13 protein-coding genes are annotated in these 18806 nt (G+C 31.6%); all 13 read left to right on the top strand.

Translation table 11 applies throughout. The features are described from left to right. Window positions 1-6 precede the first annotated feature (6 nt). The gene (locus AW729_RS00765) at window positions 7-798 is read left to right on the top strand and encodes an FHA domain-containing protein (protein ID WP_112123282.1); all 792 of its coding nucleotides are present in this window, start codon (window positions 7-9) and stop codon (window positions 796-798) included. 64 nt (window positions 799-862) lie between these two features. Continuing rightward, window positions 863-2458 (top strand): serine/threonine-protein kinase, encoded by a 1596-nt coding sequence (locus AW729_RS00760; protein ID WP_162685699.1) that lies wholly within the window; start codon window positions 863-865, stop codon window positions 2456-2458. A 125-nt stretch (window positions 2459-2583) separates the two neighbouring features. Then, complete coding sequence (locus AW729_RS00755) at window positions 2584-5028, top strand: Hsp70 family protein (protein WP_162685698.1); 2445 nt, start codon at window positions 2584-2586, stop codon at window positions 5026-5028. A gap of 199 nt (window positions 5029-5227) precedes the next feature. Beyond that, the gene (locus AW729_RS00750; RefSeq protein WP_112123279.1) at window positions 5228-6520 is read left to right on the top strand and encodes a hypothetical protein; all 1293 of its coding nucleotides are present in this window, start codon (window positions 5228-5230) and stop codon (window positions 6518-6520) included. Between the two features lie 11 nt (window positions 6521-6531). After that, window positions 6532-6873: a hypothetical protein gene (locus tag AW729_RS00745; protein WP_112123278.1), complete on the top strand. Its 342-nt coding sequence runs from the start codon at window positions 6532-6534 to the stop codon at window positions 6871-6873. A 221-nt stretch (window positions 6874-7094) separates the two neighbouring features. After that, window positions 7095-8369: a hypothetical protein gene (locus tag AW729_RS00740; RefSeq protein WP_112123277.1), complete on the top strand. Its 1275-nt coding sequence runs from the start codon at window positions 7095-7097 to the stop codon at window positions 8367-8369. Between the two features lie 489 nt (window positions 8370-8858). Continuing rightward, on the top strand, window positions 8859-9269 hold the full coding sequence (locus tag AW729_RS00735) for a hypothetical protein (RefSeq protein WP_112123276.1): 411 nt from the start codon (window positions 8859-8861) through the stop codon (window positions 9267-9269). A gap of 30 nt (window positions 9270-9299) precedes the next feature. Continuing rightward, a complete protein-coding gene (locus tag AW729_RS00730) occupies window positions 9300-10205 on the top strand; it encodes a right-handed parallel beta-helix repeat-containing protein (RefSeq protein WP_112123275.1) in 906 nt (301 codons plus the stop codon). A gap of 160 nt (window positions 10206-10365) precedes the next feature. Continuing rightward, window positions 10366-11685, top strand: coding sequence for a toll/interleukin-1 receptor domain-containing protein (locus AW729_RS00725; protein ID WP_112123274.1), 1320 nt, complete (start codon window positions 10366-10368; stop codon window positions 11683-11685). Between the two features lie 251 nt (window positions 11686-11936). Next, window positions 11937-12248, top strand: a complete 312-nt coding sequence (locus AW729_RS00720; protein ID WP_162685697.1) for a hypothetical protein — start codon at window positions 11937-11939, stop codon at window positions 12246-12248. A 21-nt stretch (window positions 12249-12269) separates the two neighbouring features. Next, a complete protein-coding gene (locus tag AW729_RS00715) occupies window positions 12270-13259 on the top strand; it encodes a hypothetical protein (protein ID WP_112123272.1) in 990 nt (329 codons plus the stop codon). A gap of 192 nt (window positions 13260-13451) precedes the next feature. Continuing rightward, window positions 13452-13883, top strand: coding sequence for a low molecular weight protein arginine phosphatase (locus tag AW729_RS00710; RefSeq protein WP_112123271.1), 432 nt, complete (start codon window positions 13452-13454; stop codon window positions 13881-13883). A 152-nt stretch (window positions 13884-14035) separates the two neighbouring features. Then, on the top strand, window positions 14036-18049 hold the full coding sequence (locus AW729_RS00705; RefSeq protein WP_112123270.1) for an Ig-like domain-containing protein: 4014 nt from the start codon (window positions 14036-14038) through the stop codon (window positions 18047-18049). Window positions 18050-18806: the final 757 nt, after the last annotated feature.

The following is an 18806-nucleotide window of genomic DNA, read 5'->3' as shown; positions in this document are numbered from 1 at the left end:
GTTTTTATGGGAAGACAATGGAATATTGACACAGAAAATATGGATGAATCCGAAATCAAAGTCATGAACAAATTAGCCTCTTTGAAGAATAATACCCAATTTGAAATCTTGAAAATGTTACAATACAAGGAAAATGCTTATCCAAGAGATAAGAATCCTATTTATAAATATGCGATGACATCTAAAATGATACGTAAGGAATTAAAAAAAATAGGAATTAAAATATCTACCCAAATGGTAGGACAAGATCTAAAAAAATTATTAAAAGCGGAACTGGTTGAACGAGAGAAACTTTCAAAAAATCCTAATGGTATACGTCTTGAAAACGAAGCTTATGGATATTATCTTAATGTCAATGCATTTGAAGATTTATTTTTAGAAATAAACTTCCTGACAGAAGAACTTAAAGGATTACTTGACTTATATGAACAAAACCAAGAAAGTATAGAGGGAGATAACTGTGTTTTTACCGTATTTAATGGAGAAGACAAGGGTAAGAAATTGATAATCAATGAAAATGAGGAAGCATTTATAGGAAGAATGGCAAACTACACCCCTAGTGATGTAGGTCCATTTTCATTGTTACTGTCAAATACATATACAACAGTTTCAAGCATAGACAAACCACACTTAAGGGTATACAACAAAGATGGTACATGGTATATGGTTGATGATTCAAGTACCAATGGTACATATGTAGGAAATAATGTAGTGAAAAATGAAAAAATTAAAAACCGTTCATTCATAAGATTATCAAAAGGACCGGGTAGTGCAATCCTATATTGCAGCTATGAATAAATATTATTTATCATTAATTTCCCAACTATTTTTTTTATTTTAACTATTTATGCATGGTGATACATTGAATTATGAAAAGATTGAAAACATGATAGAAAAATTTTTCAAAGATAGATATACTATTGAAAAACTTCTTGGAGAAGGATCCTTTGCACGAGTATATCTTATAAAGCATAAGTACCTGAATGAACGACATGCATTAAAGTTTATTAAAGAACCATTGACACAAAGTGCCAACACTGATAATGTATTTGAAGAGGTTCAATTAGCAACAAAACTAAGCCATGAGAATGTAATTGACATACATGATGCGGGAATAATATCCACATATGGATATGATTACAGTGGAGAGTACATCCTGGAAGAACAGGACAACATACAAGCAGAAAATTGGGCATATTTTATATTGGAATATGTGCAGGGGGGAGATTTAGAGGAATACCGGCAATCTTTTAGAAAGTCCGGCATTAACATGCCCATAATGCAGGTAGTAAATATTATAAAACAAATATTGACGGGATTGAATACTCTTCATAGTGCTAATCGTCCCATTATACATCGTGACTTGAAAGCCGGAAATATATTGATGGGAGTTAACTCAAGTGGAAATATTCAAGTGAAAATATCAGACTTCGGATTTGCAAAGGAAGTGTCAAGTGATAGTACTGCCGATGATTTTGGTGGAACAAAACTATATATGTCACCTGAATCATTTAAAAAGGAGTTTTCCACCAGAAGTGATGTTTACGCCGTGGGTGTGATATTCTATCTGCTTTTAACAAATGAATACCCATATCTTATTAGTGAATATTCAAACTATGACCTGCAGGACTTATCCACGTGGGACATTCCATTGAAAGCTCCAAGTACATACAACATTAATATACCAGAGGTGATTGATGAGATTATATTAAAATCCATAGCGATTAATCCCGAACAAAGATATAAGGATGCTAAGGAGTTTTTAGAAAGAATTGATGAAATGATGTATTCGATTGCATTGGATGATAACGAGTTCTTTGATGAGGGAGTATATCAGGCAACAAGCAGGTATAACCGATACAACAAGCTGAACATCAACGAGAGGATAGAAGAGATTCTGACTCTTGCACAAACACCCGGTAAGTTAGATGATGCAATAGAGTTACTTGAAAAGGAAATTATAACCGATTACCAGACAAGAAGAAATTATACTCAAATAATTAGAATGTGGAAGTCCAAAAACCCCGAGATAAAGTTGATACTTGAAGCGTATAAAATAACACTTAGGGCTGAAAACTATAAGTTAGCAATCACATTTATTAAAGAAGCCATCGCAATCAACCCCTCTTTAGCAGATTCCTATGAATCCACCATAAAAGTCTGGGATTTATTAAGTAAACTGGAGAAGGATGAAGATTTGCTTAGTGCCGTTGATACTCTTGGGGATCATATGAAAAGTGATGAAAAAATCAACGCCCAATATAATGGTTTGATAGATACTTTAAAGACTTATTCGGCCAGTTTGATTGTAAAGAGGGCACTGGAATTAGTAAAAGAGGATAGACAATTAGAGGCTGCTCGTTTGATGGAGTTTGCTGTTTTGAAAGACAAGAAGTATAAGACCGAATATGCTTATAAGATAGCATTATGGAAGCAAGAGATTGATTATTTAGTATAAAAATGCATAAAATCAGTGAAAATGCAAGATTAAAAAATAAAGAAGTTGATGCCGATAAAATTCATAGCAGAAAAAGTTAAAATATAAACAATTAAATTATGTATAACACAAGTGACGTGAATAATATGACAAATAAAGACGTATCCCCCACCATAGATTATGCAATTGATTTAGGTACAAGTGACTCCCTGATAGCATATAAAGAAGATGATGAAGTATCCCTAATAGAAAACTCCCAAACAAATGACATATTCACACCATCAGCAGTATGGATAGACGAAAACGATAAGATACAAGTGGGACAATCGGCTAGAGATGCATTGATAACAGACCCGGAAAATGCCTACACTGAGTTTAAGCTAAACATGGGCTTTCCCCTTGAATATCACTTTAAAAGAAGCGATAAAACATACAACCCCGAAGAGTTATCAGCGGAGATACTTAAAAACCTTAAAAAATCGGCTTATGATAAGACAAATGAAAAATTGCATGAAATCGTAATAACCATTCCCGCCAATTCCAATCCACTGAATACAAAGGCTACAGCCAAGGCGGCAAAACTGGCCGGGTTTCAAAAAACATACTTCATACCCGAGCCTGTGGCGGCGGCAATAGCATATGGATTAAAGGCTACAAACAAAGAAGAAAGGATATGGATGATATATGACCTTGGTGGTGGAACATTCGACACGTGTATTGTCAAAGCAGATGAAGAAAAAATAGAAAATATGGAGGATAGTGGATTAGACAATATAGGTGGAATACTGTTTGACTGGAAGATAGTGGATGAAATCTTTAAAAAGAAGATTATCGATGAATGTAAGTTTTACGACTTTACGAGAGATAATCCCATATATAAACGTCAATTCTACATATTAAAGCATGAGGCTGAAGAAGCAAAGAAGAGATTATCATATGAAGATAAAGTTGATATTGTAATTGAAAATCTCTTTGATAAGATGGATTATACATTCAATTACACCTTAACCAAAGAGGAATTGGAAAAACTAATCACACCATCAATCAAGAAAACAATTGACACATGTAATGACCTACTCTGGCATCTGTCACTTAAAAAGGAGGATATTGAAAAAATCATCCTGGTAGGGGGAGCCACATTAACCCCACTTGTTACACAGACACTTCAAAATGAATATGATGTACCTATAGAGAAATCTTTAGATCCGTTAACGGTTGTCGTCCGTGGTGCGGCAATATATGCATCAACTATGACAAAAACATTACCTGAAGTTACGGATGATCTGCTTACATTAATTATTTATAACAATGAATCAATTGATGATAATCATTTAAGTGTAAGCGGCAGGGTATATTCCAATGATTCATACTTATCATATAATCAATTACAGGTTAAAATATATGATAAAGAGAGAGTTGTAGCTGGCGGATACTTAACTGAAGACGGTACTTTCAATGTACTTGTACCGATAAGCGACAAAACATTACAATATCATATAGACGTGTTTGATAAAAACAATGAAAAAATGGATGTTGACGATAGGTTAAATCATAAGATAAAATGTCAAAAAAATATCAAAGGCACAAAAACAATAGAAAACTCCATCCACTTATTACTTCATGACAATAAAACAGTGCCAGTGGCAAAAAAGGGTGAAAGAACAGATTACATCAGTCAAACAACAATATATACTACAAAAGAATTAAGCCCGGACAAGAAAGACTCAATCACCATACCGGTATATGTCGGAGAAAACAGAAAAGTCATTTACAATACATTAATAGGACATATCGAAATCAAATCAAGTGATATAACAGATAAGTTGGACATTAACTCAAGGATGGACATCAGTTTAGAGACATGTAAAGAAAATGACCTCCAATTTAACATATATATTCCATCTTTAAACACCAATCTTACAAGAATCTTGAAATACAATCCCGAGAAACAAAGCATCAAAAAACTAGAGAATAACTACCGATTGTTGGTAGAAAGGCTTGAAAGCTATGAAAAAATAAGTGATATGGAAGTACGAAGTCATCTGGAAAGAATAAAAAACAGCACAGATATTGAATACCTGAAGTTACTGATGGAAATAACACGTAATGATAAAAACTGTATCAAAGCCACACAAGAGTATATGAATAACATAATCAGCCAGTTGGATGATATTGATGAAAAGTTCGAAATAGGCATACTCAAAGAAATGATAGAATATAAGCTGTCAAAACTGGATGAGCTTAGAGACGAATTTGAAGAGGATGATATTGATAATCTTATCGAGGAATACAACAACATACAATATGAGAATACACTTGAAATCATTGAATATGAAAGAGTATATAACAAGATATTGGAAGTTTATATCAATCAAAACATGATGGAAACAGTTAAATCCGTATTCTACCAGCTCAAATTCAACATTGATAGTGGCGATGATGAAGGAATGATTAATAAACTAATAGCAGACTCACAAAAAGCCATAAATTCTGAAAACAAAGAAAAACTGCTTAAAAATGTGATAAAATTATATTATAACAGTACAAATGATGAAAAAATCTGTAGTGACGTGACAACAGGAATATCCTAACAAACATTTAATTTTTAAACCTTGAATTAACTTCAACACTCCATCCATATCCCCCCCCCTTTTTCTATGAAAGACATCTTTCAATCAGGACATATAGTAATAAAGTAAAATCTTTCAAAGGTATAAATTGTTTTACCCGAATAACATATAATAGTAACTAATATGCAGACACCACTTTTAAATCAGTAGAGGTGAAAAGATGATTGTTAACCATCAAGACAATTCAGTCATTTATTATCATGACGTATATGACAGATTTCCTAAAAAGGCATACCATGTGGAAAATCCATTTGAACAGGAATACCTTACATTCATCACCAAACATGAAAAACACATTCCAACCTTGGATGAAACATTACACTTACTTAAACGGGATATGGACAAAACAGCTCTTGAAAAGCATCCAATAGACTTTCTTAGATTATTATCAGAATTATCCACGACTGATGGTTGTTTATTATATAAAATGCTCCGTATTGATTCGGGTGAAGAAATCCGGTTGGTATATCCGAAAAACTTCACAGAAAAAGAAGCAAGAGAACTCTTGCTAAAACATTATAATGGTGAAGATGCAGTACTGAAGAAAAGTAATACTCTTGAAATGACAAAAGAGGAACTGCTTGAATCCAATAATGAATTTCATTTAAAATATCTGTTGCTAAATGATGACTCTTTTCATATCCGCTTGAATGCCTTGGAAAAACTTCATGATGAGAAGATTATGACAAACATTGCATTTAATGATGAAGACCCTGACATTAGACTAGAAGCAATAAAGAAAATAGCATATAACCCTCCACTGCTTATTGACCTGATAGATCATGAAAAAGATGCAAATAACAAAGAATACGTGAGAAAAATACTTCTTGGCGATGAAAGGTTATATGACTATCTACTGAAAAACAATATTGACATTAACACAGACACGTTGATTGACAACATACAATCCAAATTCATGGAAGAATTAAGTAAAATTCATCAGAAAAATGAGATTATAGGCAATTTAAGTGAAAAAATAGTAAATGAGGATGGCAATAATATAGAAAAGATTATTCATGACAATAGATTACTGATTGATCAAATTACATGTCAGGACAATTACACCCTGGAAACAATGAATGATGAAGACGTACTTAAAGCAATGATAAGATATCATGGCAATCAGGATACACGTATCAGGGCTATGAAGAATATCAACATACACGATAGGGAATTTCTAAAAGAAATTGCCATGAAAAAAGAGGATGTTTATCTAAGAAAATTAGCCATTATAAACCCCCACATGAACGATAAACAAACACTGATGGAAATAGCATTACATGATGAAAATGACGATATTAGAATGCTTGCATTAGATAACCCAAACCTAGATGATGCAAAAACATTATTATACATTAAAGATAATGACAAGAATAATGAAATCCGGAAAAAAGTATCAGTTAACCCTTATCTGAAAGAATACATGATTGATGAGTTAGAAGATAGCAAATAGAGGTGATTATTATGAAAGTATTGATAATAATGAGTTCATTCCAAAATTATGATAAACCTGTGGCAGAGCTAGAATATGATCCATCAGGTGGCAAATATGAGGATAGCATAAAATTATACTCACTAACAGAGTTCCAATTAAGTCATAGAAAATATTCAAGCCTAGAAGAGATGGATTTGGCGTTAATATTTGGTTCAAGAAATAAAGAAAAGTTTAAAGAAATATACGGGGACAGAATAAAAAATATATATGAAATCAGCGAATATAAAGAATACTGCTTGAAGGATGAAGATGGACAAAAAAAGGACACATTCTACGAGATTATGAGAACATTAGGCAGTATGGTCAATTAGGAGATGAACTCAGACTACATCCCATAACATGCACACATTTCCAAATGGGGATTTTAAAACGATATTATCCCCAATGTGAAATGCACTATGCCAACAAAAATTATAAAAAGTGTATAAATTAAAGGATAATATTTAAAGCGTTTAATAACAACTTAAATCATAGTTTCATTATATAAAATGTTGATAATTTAATATAAGAATCAATTATGGAGGTATAGTAAATGAATTATAACAATCCATATAATTTCACGTACCTGGACAAGCTAATTCACGGTGAACATAAGGAATTAGAATTAGAACATGACATAACTATAGAAGAAGGAGAAAAAGAAAAGTTTTCCGAAGGAATAACCGTTGATGTAAATGACATTGAAATCAATGGAAATGGTTATAGTATAGATAGTCAGGGACTGACCCGAATATTCAAGACAACAGGAAAAAACATTACACTCAAGAACATAACATTTAAAAATGGATATTCAAAAGATAGTGGAGCGGCAATAGCCAATGTCGGTTCTGTAAAAATATACAACAGTAACTTTACGGACAACATAGCAGAAGTAGACGGTGGAGCAGTATACAATGATATAAATGGAACTATGACTATCCAAGACAGCATACTCAGCAATAACTCTGCACTAACCGATGGCGGGGCAATATTTAACTGGGGCAATCTGACAATTAAATGTTCTGTAATAGAGGAGAACCTATCCTGGGAAGATGCGGGAGCCATCCATAATGGAGGACTCACCCATAAGACATCAACAATAAATGAATTGGAACATTATATGGATATTGATCTAAGTAATGTTAAAGTATTAATTGAAGACACGATTATCCGCCACAACACTGGAAATCATAGCGGTGGAGGAATAATTAATTGGGCAACATTGGACATCAAAAACTCAACATTTCAAGATAATGCCACCACCGAGAGGGGAGGAGCGGTAAACAATCAGGCAAATGGTATAGTGACAATAACAGACTCCAACCTCATATTCAACAAGGCATATTTTACCGGTGGAGCAATAAACAATCAAAAAAATGGGACGATTATCATCACAGACTCAAAAATTGAAAACAACACAACAAGAGGTTACGGAGGAACAATATCCAACCGTGGACTAATAGAAATAAACAAATCCACCTTCCACCATAACATAGCCATACCAAATGGAGGAGTTATCTACAATTCCGGACAAGCAAATATAAACAAAAGCATATTCGGATACAACAAGGCACATGAAAACGGTGGTGCAATACTCAATTCAGGACACGTAAATATAAACAACAGTTTATTCAAAGAAAATACCGCAAATCACTGGGGTGACTCAATATACAATATTGAAGGAAAAATCTCATTGACAGATACAGAAATCATGAACGACATAGCAAATTCAGAAGAGAACCTTATAGAATCAATACACAACAACAAGGGAAGCATAATTATAATGGATACACAAAATCCAACGATAAATGTATATACTCGTGAATAATCTTAATTAAAAGTTCACCTCCCATTTATAATCTATTTTTTTCATATACAATAAACTATAATTTTTAGAAATTCTCATACAATTAGTACTGCTAAAATATATATTATAATATCATTATTCTATTTCTTTATTGATTCATCGAATTCTGGAGTTAATCTTAACATAATCAATATCCTACAATCAATATAATATTCAGGAAAATCAGGACCCCCCTTTTTTTAAAAAAGAAACGTTTAAATGAAAAACCATTTGGAAAAAAACAGAAACACAAATTTTTGAATATAAACGATCTTAGCCCAAACTAAAACAGCAATCAATATGAATAACATATTTTATTAGAAATTTAATAATTACTTTTATAATAAGCAACCAGTCACATAAAGCATTTACTTTAATCGAGTTAAATATATTTTAAAAACAAAGTAATATCATATTTAAATATTTTTTAGTTTTAAAAGAATTTTTAATAAAGAGGGGGCGAATGATTGAATGAGTTTTGTAACGAATAATAGAAAAACAATGTTTGGGATTGCATCAATAATTATATGTGCTATTCTTTTATATATAAAACCATTTTATGTTGAATGGTACCTGTTATTATTTATAATTCCTGCAATTGGATTAATTATACCACGTGATTCAATAAAAAATAGTCATATACTTGGAATAATCACATTTTTAATTGTCATTTTTATATTGTACGTATCAATTAATGGTTATTTAAATACTTATCCTATAATGTCAAACCTTTATTTGACAAACCAGATAAGTCATGTTCCTACAGCCAGTGAGATAAGTCATTGTGCAAACACTTATTTACTGATAATTGCTTATTCAATATACAATATAATATGTGGCGTGATGTACTTTATTCCTACAACTATAAAAAAACCATACTAAAAAATGAAAAATAATTTTGGAGGTCAATATATGATAAATAAAAAAACAATTATCACATTAGGATTATTTTTAACCATATGTGCATCATTATGTGTATATGCTGATGAAGGTTCTGATGTAGGTACATTTGAAGAATTAGCTAGCATTGTATCTGGTGATGATAAAACCGGTGAAATAGTACTGACAAAAAACTTTGTAAATACTGATGGTTATGATGCGTCTGGTATTAAAATTACTGGTCATGATATGGTAATTAAAGGAGAACCAGGTAAAGACATTACAATAGATGCTAAAAGTGCAGGTAGAATATTTAATGCAAACGGTACCAAAAACGTAAGATTTGAAAATATACGATTTGTAAACGGTAATGCTGAAGGTGCCGGTGGAGCTGTCATTCTTGGCAATGAATTAAGTAACAAGGTAGTTAACTGTACTTTTGAAGGATGCAGTGCATCCGAGTTTGGTGGAGCATTAGACGGTAATGCAGAAAATTCCGTATTCAAAAACTGTAACAGCACACATCATGGTGGAGCAATATTTGATGGTTATGCAACAAATTGTGAGTTCGAAAAATGTTTCTCAACAAGTCAAGGTGGTGCAATATCATATCATAATGCATCAAACTGTACATTTACAAACTGTTATGCTTGGTGGCAAGGAGGAGCATTATACCATGCAGATGCAGTAGGATGTAAATTTATCAACTGTTATGCAGCTGAAGGCGGATCAATGTATGAAGGTTCAGCTTTCGATTGTCAATTTGAAAACTCCGTTGCTAAAAATGGTAGTGGAGGTGCTGCATATAATGTAGTTGCATCAGGCTGTAAATTTACCGGTTGTAGTGTAACTGGTGGAGAAGGTAGTGCAATGTATGGAGGAAGTGCTACAAACTGTGAAATGGGTGCTGATGAAGCAGTCAATGTAACAATGAAATAGAAATTAGAGGATATAAGGACAATATTGTCCTTATAAACTACTTTTTTTATTAAATAGAATATCTAAATCTAAAAATTAAAATACACATCATAAAGAAAAAAGATATTAATATTGATAAGCTTACCATGTCTAAAGAATCCATTTTTAACGGGTGATATATATGAATGGAGATTTTTACGAGTTAAAAGCTAAAATAAATGATTACAATAATATATACTTAGAACACGATATTGTTTATACAGGAAGAGGAGGTTTTCTTGGAAGATTATTATACGGGTTTAATGACGGTATTGTAATCAAGAAAGATAATATAACAATTGAAGGAAATAATCACACAATAGATGCTAATGGAAAAGTCAGGATATTTGAAATTAAAGGAAAAAATGTCACATTAAAAAATATCACATTTAAAAATGGATATGCTAACGATTTTGGTGGAGCTATACGTAATGAGGAAGGACAAATAAATCTTATAAATTGCAAATTCATAAACAATACTGCAAAAGAAAACGGAAATGATATCTCCAATACTCCAGAATCTGAGATAAAAATAGAAAATTGTGAATTTTCACAAAATAATGACAAATATCCTATTTTGAATTATGGAAAGCTAAAAATATATTATGAAGAAAAAGATTCAATCCAATCAATTGCTATTGGTGGTAAAATTGAGTATATAAAATGTAAAACTCATTTAAATATATTAAATGTTGAAACCAATAAAAATACAAATGAAAATCATTATTTAACTGTGCAATTATTAGATGAAAATAATAAACCTATTGTGGGTAAACCAATAGAACTTGGTGAAAATCATATTTCTATTACAAATAATAATGGTGAAGCAATATTTATCCATAAAACAGACAATCCGGGTAGTGTACTATTACCAATTAAGTATGATGGTGATTTTTCAAATTATTATCCATCAAAAACATTAAATATTGAATTAACTACTAAAATAGATAAACAACATATAAATAGTAAAGATGATGAAAAACCATTGAATGATAATACTCAAACACATATTAGAAAAGCTCCATTTCATGCATATAATGGAGAAGAACCATTCATGTTCGTTAGTTACTCCCATTTAGATGCAGAAGAAGTTTTTAAAGATTTAAAGGTTTTCAATGATTATGGTGTTAAAATATGGTATGATGAAGGAATTATTGCTAGTAGTGAATGGCCAGAAGTTATTTCTAATAAAATAAAATCATGTTCATTATTTGTAGTATTTATATCTGATAATTCGATAGAATCGCCAAATGTCAGAAATGAAATAAATTTTGCACTTTCTAAAAAGAAACCTTTCATTGCAATACATTTAGAAGATTGTGAATTAAAATATGGATTAGATTTAAGTATGGTATCAAAACAAGGAATTCTAAAACATTCATTAAATACATATGATGAATATTTATTTGCATGTGATGTCGCATTTAAATCAAATAATTTCTATTTATTTAATAATAAGTAAATGAATGAATATACATATTCATGCCATTAAATAATTATTTATTCAGCCCATATTATTTCAAACAAAATAATATTATTTATAATAATTAATAAAATAAATAAGAATATGGTGAAAAAATGTTTAATTTAACCTTTATAACAAATAAACTCGGAATAACTAATAAAAATAAGTTGAAGAGAAATATTGGAGTATTATCCATACTTTTATGTTTTACTATCCGACTCATAACACCGTACTACATCAATTCATATATGTTATTATTATTAATTCCAGCTATCGGGTTAATCATACCAAAAGATTCAATAAAAAACAGTCGTATAATGCCAATAATATCATTATTGATAATCGCCTTTGTAGTTTACACTTCACTTCATGGATTCTTATACCCTGCAGATACATTATCAAATATTTACTTTAATGGTGTTTTGTATACTGTTCCGGGAATAAGTGATATTAATACATGCAGTATGGGTAATTTACTTGTAATAGTCTTTGCACTTATTAATATTATTTGTGCTGTCTTGTATTATATACCAACAACTACCAGTAAAGGAGAATATTAACTTTTAAGGATGGTGATTAAATTGTTAAATAATAAAATTTTAATAATTATCTTATTAGCATTGATTGTTCTAGTTACATCTGCATGTGTAGTTAGTGATGAAGATGTAACTAAATCCAATTCTAATGAGGGAACATTTGAACAATTAGCTAGTCTTGTATCTGGTAGTGATAAGAGTGGTGAAATAATACTTACAAAAAATTATGTGAATACAGACAATTATGATGAAAACGGTATTAATATTAGTGCAAGCAATGTTGTTATTAAAGCAGAACAAGGCAAAGACATAACAATTGATGCAAATAATGCAGGTAGAATATTTAATGCAAACGGTACAAGAAATGTGACCTTTGAAAATATTAAATTCATCAATGCAAATGCTACCGGTGCCGGTGGTGCTGTAGTTTTAGGTAAAGAGGACAACAATAAGGTAGTTAATTGTAGCTTTGAAAATTGTTCTTCTTCAGAGTTTGGTGGAGCATTGGATGGTACTGCTTACAATTGTAGTTTTAAAAACTGCAGTACAGTTTATCATGGTGGGGCAATTTTTGAAGGTAGTGCTATGGGATGTGTCTTTGAAGAGTGTTATTCTACAAGCTGTGGAGGTGCAATATCATATAATTCTGCAACCAACTGTAATTTTACCAATTGTTATGCATACTGGCAAGGTGGTGCTTTATATCAAGCAGATGCGATTAACAGCAAATTTGTAAATTGTAATGCCTCCGAGGGTGGTTCCATGTATGAGGGAAGTGCATTTGGATGTTTCTTTGAACACTCTACTGCTACAAATGGCAGTGGTGGTGGAATTTATCAGGGAACTGCCATAGAATCCAAATTTACTGCCTGCAGTGTTAATGGTGGAGAAGGCAGTGCAATGTATGGTACTAACGCAATCAATTGTGACTGTCCATCTGATGAAGCAGTGAATACCCATAATGATGGAAATAGTGGTAGATATAAATTTGAAGACACATACCTCTCCCACATTAGAATGGCATTATTTCAATAAATGCAGATTCTTTCTGCAATTCTATTTTTTTCATATATACTCCCCTGAAAGTATAACATTTAAAGATTTTAAATACTTTCAAGTAAATATTTATTATTTAATGGATAACATGGTTTTTTAGAATTTTTTTAGTCTAATTCTTACATAGTGAATACATAGCTATCGGGAGAATAAACATTTGAGGATGATAATATGAGAGTAATTTTTGTTTGTCATGGAAATATATGTAGAAGTCCTATGGCTGAAGCAATATTTAAGTCATTGACTGATAATGTTGAGGTATTGTCAGCCGGATTATATGCATTGGAGGGTGAAAGTGCTAGTTCAAATGCTATAAAAGTATGTAGATATAATGATCTTGAATTAAGAAATCATGAATCTAAAAATTTCTATGATTTGGATATCAGGGATGATGATTTAGTATTAACGTTGACCTTTGATATCCGGGATAATATTAAGCAAAGATATCCTGATTTAGAAGTTTATACTGTCAAGGAATATGCTGGTGAAAAAGAATTTCTGGATATTAAAGACCCGTATGGTGAAGATGTTGAAGTTTATGAGATATGTTTCTGTGAAATTAAAGAATATCTGGAGAATATTGTTAAAATGCATGATTTTTAAGTAAATTGACTTAAATGAAAATATCGGGTGAATTGACTATATTATCGATTTTAAAACCGAAGTCATATCTTTTGGTTAATTCATCTATAAAACAATTGCTTTACATAATATATAAAGTATTTTTAACTAAATTAATTTAAGGAGGACATATTTTGAAAATTAGTAAAATTTTTATTCTGTTTGTACTGGTATTTCTGTTGATTACAGCTATTAGTGCAACAGAATTATCAGATGAAAATACTGAAATTTGTGACGATACAGTCATGATAACAGATGATGTTGATGATACTCCATTAGAAAAAGAAACACGGCCTAATGAGGTTATTGTCAATAATAAGAAGAATATTAAAACATCAGCAAAAACATATGACGTTAATGACTTTAATACACTTGAAAAAGCTGTGACCGCGAATACATATGATACTGTTACAGTAAACATAAACTCAAATATCTTACTAGCAAACAACACAGAATTAAATGAAGCAATTAAAACACTGACTATTAATGGTAATGGAAAAACTATCAACGGAAACAACCAATACCAACTGTTATATATTAACTCAGACAGTAAAGTAAGCATAAATAATATCAAAATTACAAACTGTTATGCAAATAATGATGGTGGAGCACTATACAACAGGGGTAATCTAACCATCAACAACAGTACACTAAACAACAACAAGGCATATTGTGGAGGAGCAGTATACAACAGGGGTAATCTAACCATCAACAACAGTACATTAAACAGCAAAAACACTGCAGAATTCTGTGGAGGAGCAATATACAACGACATGTATGGTAATCTAACCATCAACAACAGTACACTAAACAACAACAACGCATTGTATGGAGCAGCTGTATTTAAAAACTATCAAAGTAATATAACCATCAACAACAGTACCTTAAACAACAACAACGCAAGACGTGGAGGAGCAATATACAACTCTGATTATAGTGACATGACAATATTAACCATCAGGTATTGTACATTAAACAATAACAAAGCAGACGAAGTGGGTGGTGCAATTTATAATGGAGGATTAAGTAAAATATTAAATACAACCTTTAATAATAATTACGCTACAAATAATAGTCAAGACATCTATAATGACAACTTTGGTAGTTATGGTGTAATTAAACTAATTGAACCAATATTTGACAATGAAAACACTAAAACAATATTAAATAACGGTATAATTTACCTTTATGAAAATAAATTAAGTAAAAAAATAGAGAATCAGTATACCATATTATATTTCAGTAAATTAAATCAAAACGAAAAAAACTACACCTATTTAAATAATTTAATTAGGAGTGGAAAAAAAGAGATACAATTAAATTATGATATTAAATTAGATGTATTAAACGATGAAGAAATAATTTTCCCTGAAGGAATAGAACTAACTGATAACAATACAGTTATAAATGGGAAAGGACATAAAATAGATGCACAGTCTATTTCCAGGATATTTAAAGTTAATGGAAATAATATCACCATAAAGAATTTCAGACTAGAAAAAGGATTTGAAACTTATGGTGGAGCAATAGAAAATGAAGGTACCCTAACTGTGACAAACAGTACCTTAATCAACAACAAAGCTGAATATGGTGGAGGAGCAATATGCAACAAAGGTACTCTAACCGTGAAAAACACTACACTAAAAAACAATACTGCAAGAGACTTTGGAGGAGCAATATGCAACAAAGGTACTCTAACCGTGAAAAACACTACACTAAAAAACAATACTGCAAGAGACTTTGGAGGAGCAATACACAACATTGATAGTACTCTAACTGTGACTAACAGTACACTAAACAATAACAACGCAACAAGTGGAGGATCAGTATACAACTATTTCAGCAATGTTTCCATTGATAACAGCATTATAAACTATAACAAAGCAAATATCATTGGTGGAGCCATATATAACTATTTCAGTAATTTAACCATCAACAAAGCTACATTAAACTACAACAATGCAACAAAAGAAGGAGGAGATGACGAGCCTAACTTCGAAACATACTGTGGAGGGGCAATCCGTAATGATTTCGGAAATCTAACCATAAAAAACAGTAATCTAAGCAACAACAAGGCCGATTATGATGGTGGAGCAATATATAACTATGACAATTGTAATCTTACAATAATTAACACTACCTTAAACAATAACTATGCTGCAAATGCTGGGGCTGCTATAAGAAACTGTGCCAACCTAAGCATCATAGGCAGTAACTTAAACAACAATAAAGCAGATTACAGTGGAGCGGCAATATATGATACGGGTAATCTAACTATCAATAGCAGCACATTAAACAGCAACACGGCAACAACATATGGTGGAGCAATATACACTGCCAACAGTTTAAAAATTACAAAAAGTACCTTGAATTCCAACAAAGCAAATGATGGTGCGGCAATATACAACAATCAAACCGGTTATGTGAATATAAACAACGCTACACTAAACAAGAATACTGCAATAAATGCAGGAGCAGCCATTAGAAACTGTGGTAATATAAGCATCACCAATGCCATATTAAACAACAACATGGCAAACTATAGTGGAGCGGCAATATATGATACAGGTAACATATCCATTACCGGAAGCACTTTAAATAACAATCAGGCATCAAACGGTGGAGCAATCTGCAATGCACTTGGAAGATTAACAGTAAAAAACACTACCCTGAACAACAACACTGCTACAGGTTCAAAAAGCTATGCCGACGGTGGAGCAATATACAACTGTGATACATTAACTATAACAAATAGTACGTTAACAAACAATAATGCAAACAACTGGGGAGGAGCAATATGGAATGAAGCAAAGATTACCATAAACAACAGTACATTTACTAGCAACAATGCAAGATATAATGGAGGAGCAATACTGACAAATGGTAATATAACCGTAAAAGAAAGCATATTTAAAAACAATACTGCCCAAGCAGGATCAGCTATCCATGTTGTTGGAAAAAATGCAAGCATAGAAAAAAATATCTTCACGGTCAATAAGGCAAACATGACCGGAAAGGCCATAATCAACAACACTCCAGCTACAATATCCAATAATACCAATGCGGACATTTCAAAGTATAATGGAACAATATATTCTTCAGGAATGAAAGTCACCATAAGAAACAACATATTTGATGATGGAATTATATCTACAAAAACAACTGTGCAGAATGCTAAAGGAATTATTGGAGAAAAATTAACTCTAAAGGCAACAGTAACGGATGCCAACAATAAGAAAGTTAATGAGGGTAATGTAATATTCAAACTCAACGGTATAACCATCAAGGATAACGGTAAAATAACTGGTAGTTCCAATCCACTTAAGATTAAAGTGGTAAATGGTGTGGCAACTGCTACGGTTATACCGGATTTGACCATGAGAAATGCCAACAAGTTAACGGTTTCATACATTGGTACATCCAGCTATAATGCTTCAGTTAGTAATGAGGTAAAAATAAACATATCCCAAAGAAATGCTTCCATTATAGTATCCAGCAACGTGAAAACAATCAAGCAGGGACAGGTACTAACGCTAACAGCCAAGGTATATGATATCACTAATAGTAAACGAAGTAGCAACCTAACAAAATATGATGACGAATTCGTATATTTCAAGGTAAATGGTATTACATTAAAAGACTCTAAAGGACAAATGCTTAAAGTAAAAGTAGTTAACGGAACCGCTACAACCAAATATACCGTTCCACTGGGACTATCCGGTGTAACTGATGGTAAGACCATGACCCCAAAGAACCATACGATACTTGCGGGATTCTATAACAAGAACTACCAGGAGGATATCCGAAACACTAGCACTTTCCAGGTTGAAAGATCAAACATCACAATTACCATTTCAAATGTTACTGTCTACAATAAGACCCATAAGTTATCTCTTCAAGCGACTATAAAGGATTATCTTGGTAACATTGTAGCAGGACCTAATAAGTGTGTGATTAAAATCAATGGTTTAAGCCTTAAGAATCAAAGCCAACCAATGTATTATTACTCAACCAACGGTATCTTAAACATCAAGAACATTACCATCCCGGCATACAACAAATACACTAATATTGAAATAGTAACGCAGGACAGGCTAGCATATAAAAGTCAAAGAAACTCTACAACAATAATTAAAGTTGTAAAATAACTCTCCCCCCGATATTTTTTTTATCTTATTTTTTAATCAATGTAATCATATCCCGATATTGGTTTATCTAATCAAAAATAGTCATATTTGTAGTTTTTATGATAGAATTTATCAGAGTTCACCAATTTGATTATATACAATGGATTATTGGAGAAATGAACTTCATATCATATTTCTTTACAAAAAATAATATTTACTTTTATAATATGGTAATGTGAATCATAGTATATTTGGTAAGAATAAATTATTCAATGAAATATTTTGAATGCAATAAAAACTACAAATGACGGTAATTTACATAAATAATGGCAATATAAGGAATTTCAAATATATGGACAATATACTCCCATAAACAAAAAAAAATAGATATATTATGAGGATATTATAAAAAAGGATTCATATTATATCAATATATCTTCAAAATGTTTAAATACAAAATATAAAGGGTGTAAACATTTTTCTTTCATGCGTTTTTATAGTAATGGGTATAAAGTTAGTAGTAGAAGTTCAAAGAACAAATTAAATATGGTAACTTGGCGGAGCACGGTCAAACGCACAAAACCGATAATAATAGATTTTGAGGCTAAGGCCTACACAGGTTCAAATCCTGTAGTTACCACTTTTTATAACATAAACAAAAAAAGATGTAGAAAAAAAAACCAAAAACAAATTTATTAATATGGTAACTTGGCGGAGCACGGTCAAACGCACAAAACCGATAATAATAGATTTTGAGGCTAAGGCCTACACAGGTTCA

The sequence above is a fragment of the Methanosphaera sp. BMS genome (assembly GCF_003268005.1).
Lineage (GTDB): Archaea > Methanobacteriota > Methanobacteria > Methanobacteriales > Methanobacteriaceae > Methanosphaera.
Note: the sequence above shows the minus strand (reverse complement) of the source record. Positions and strands in the feature narration are given on the sequence as shown.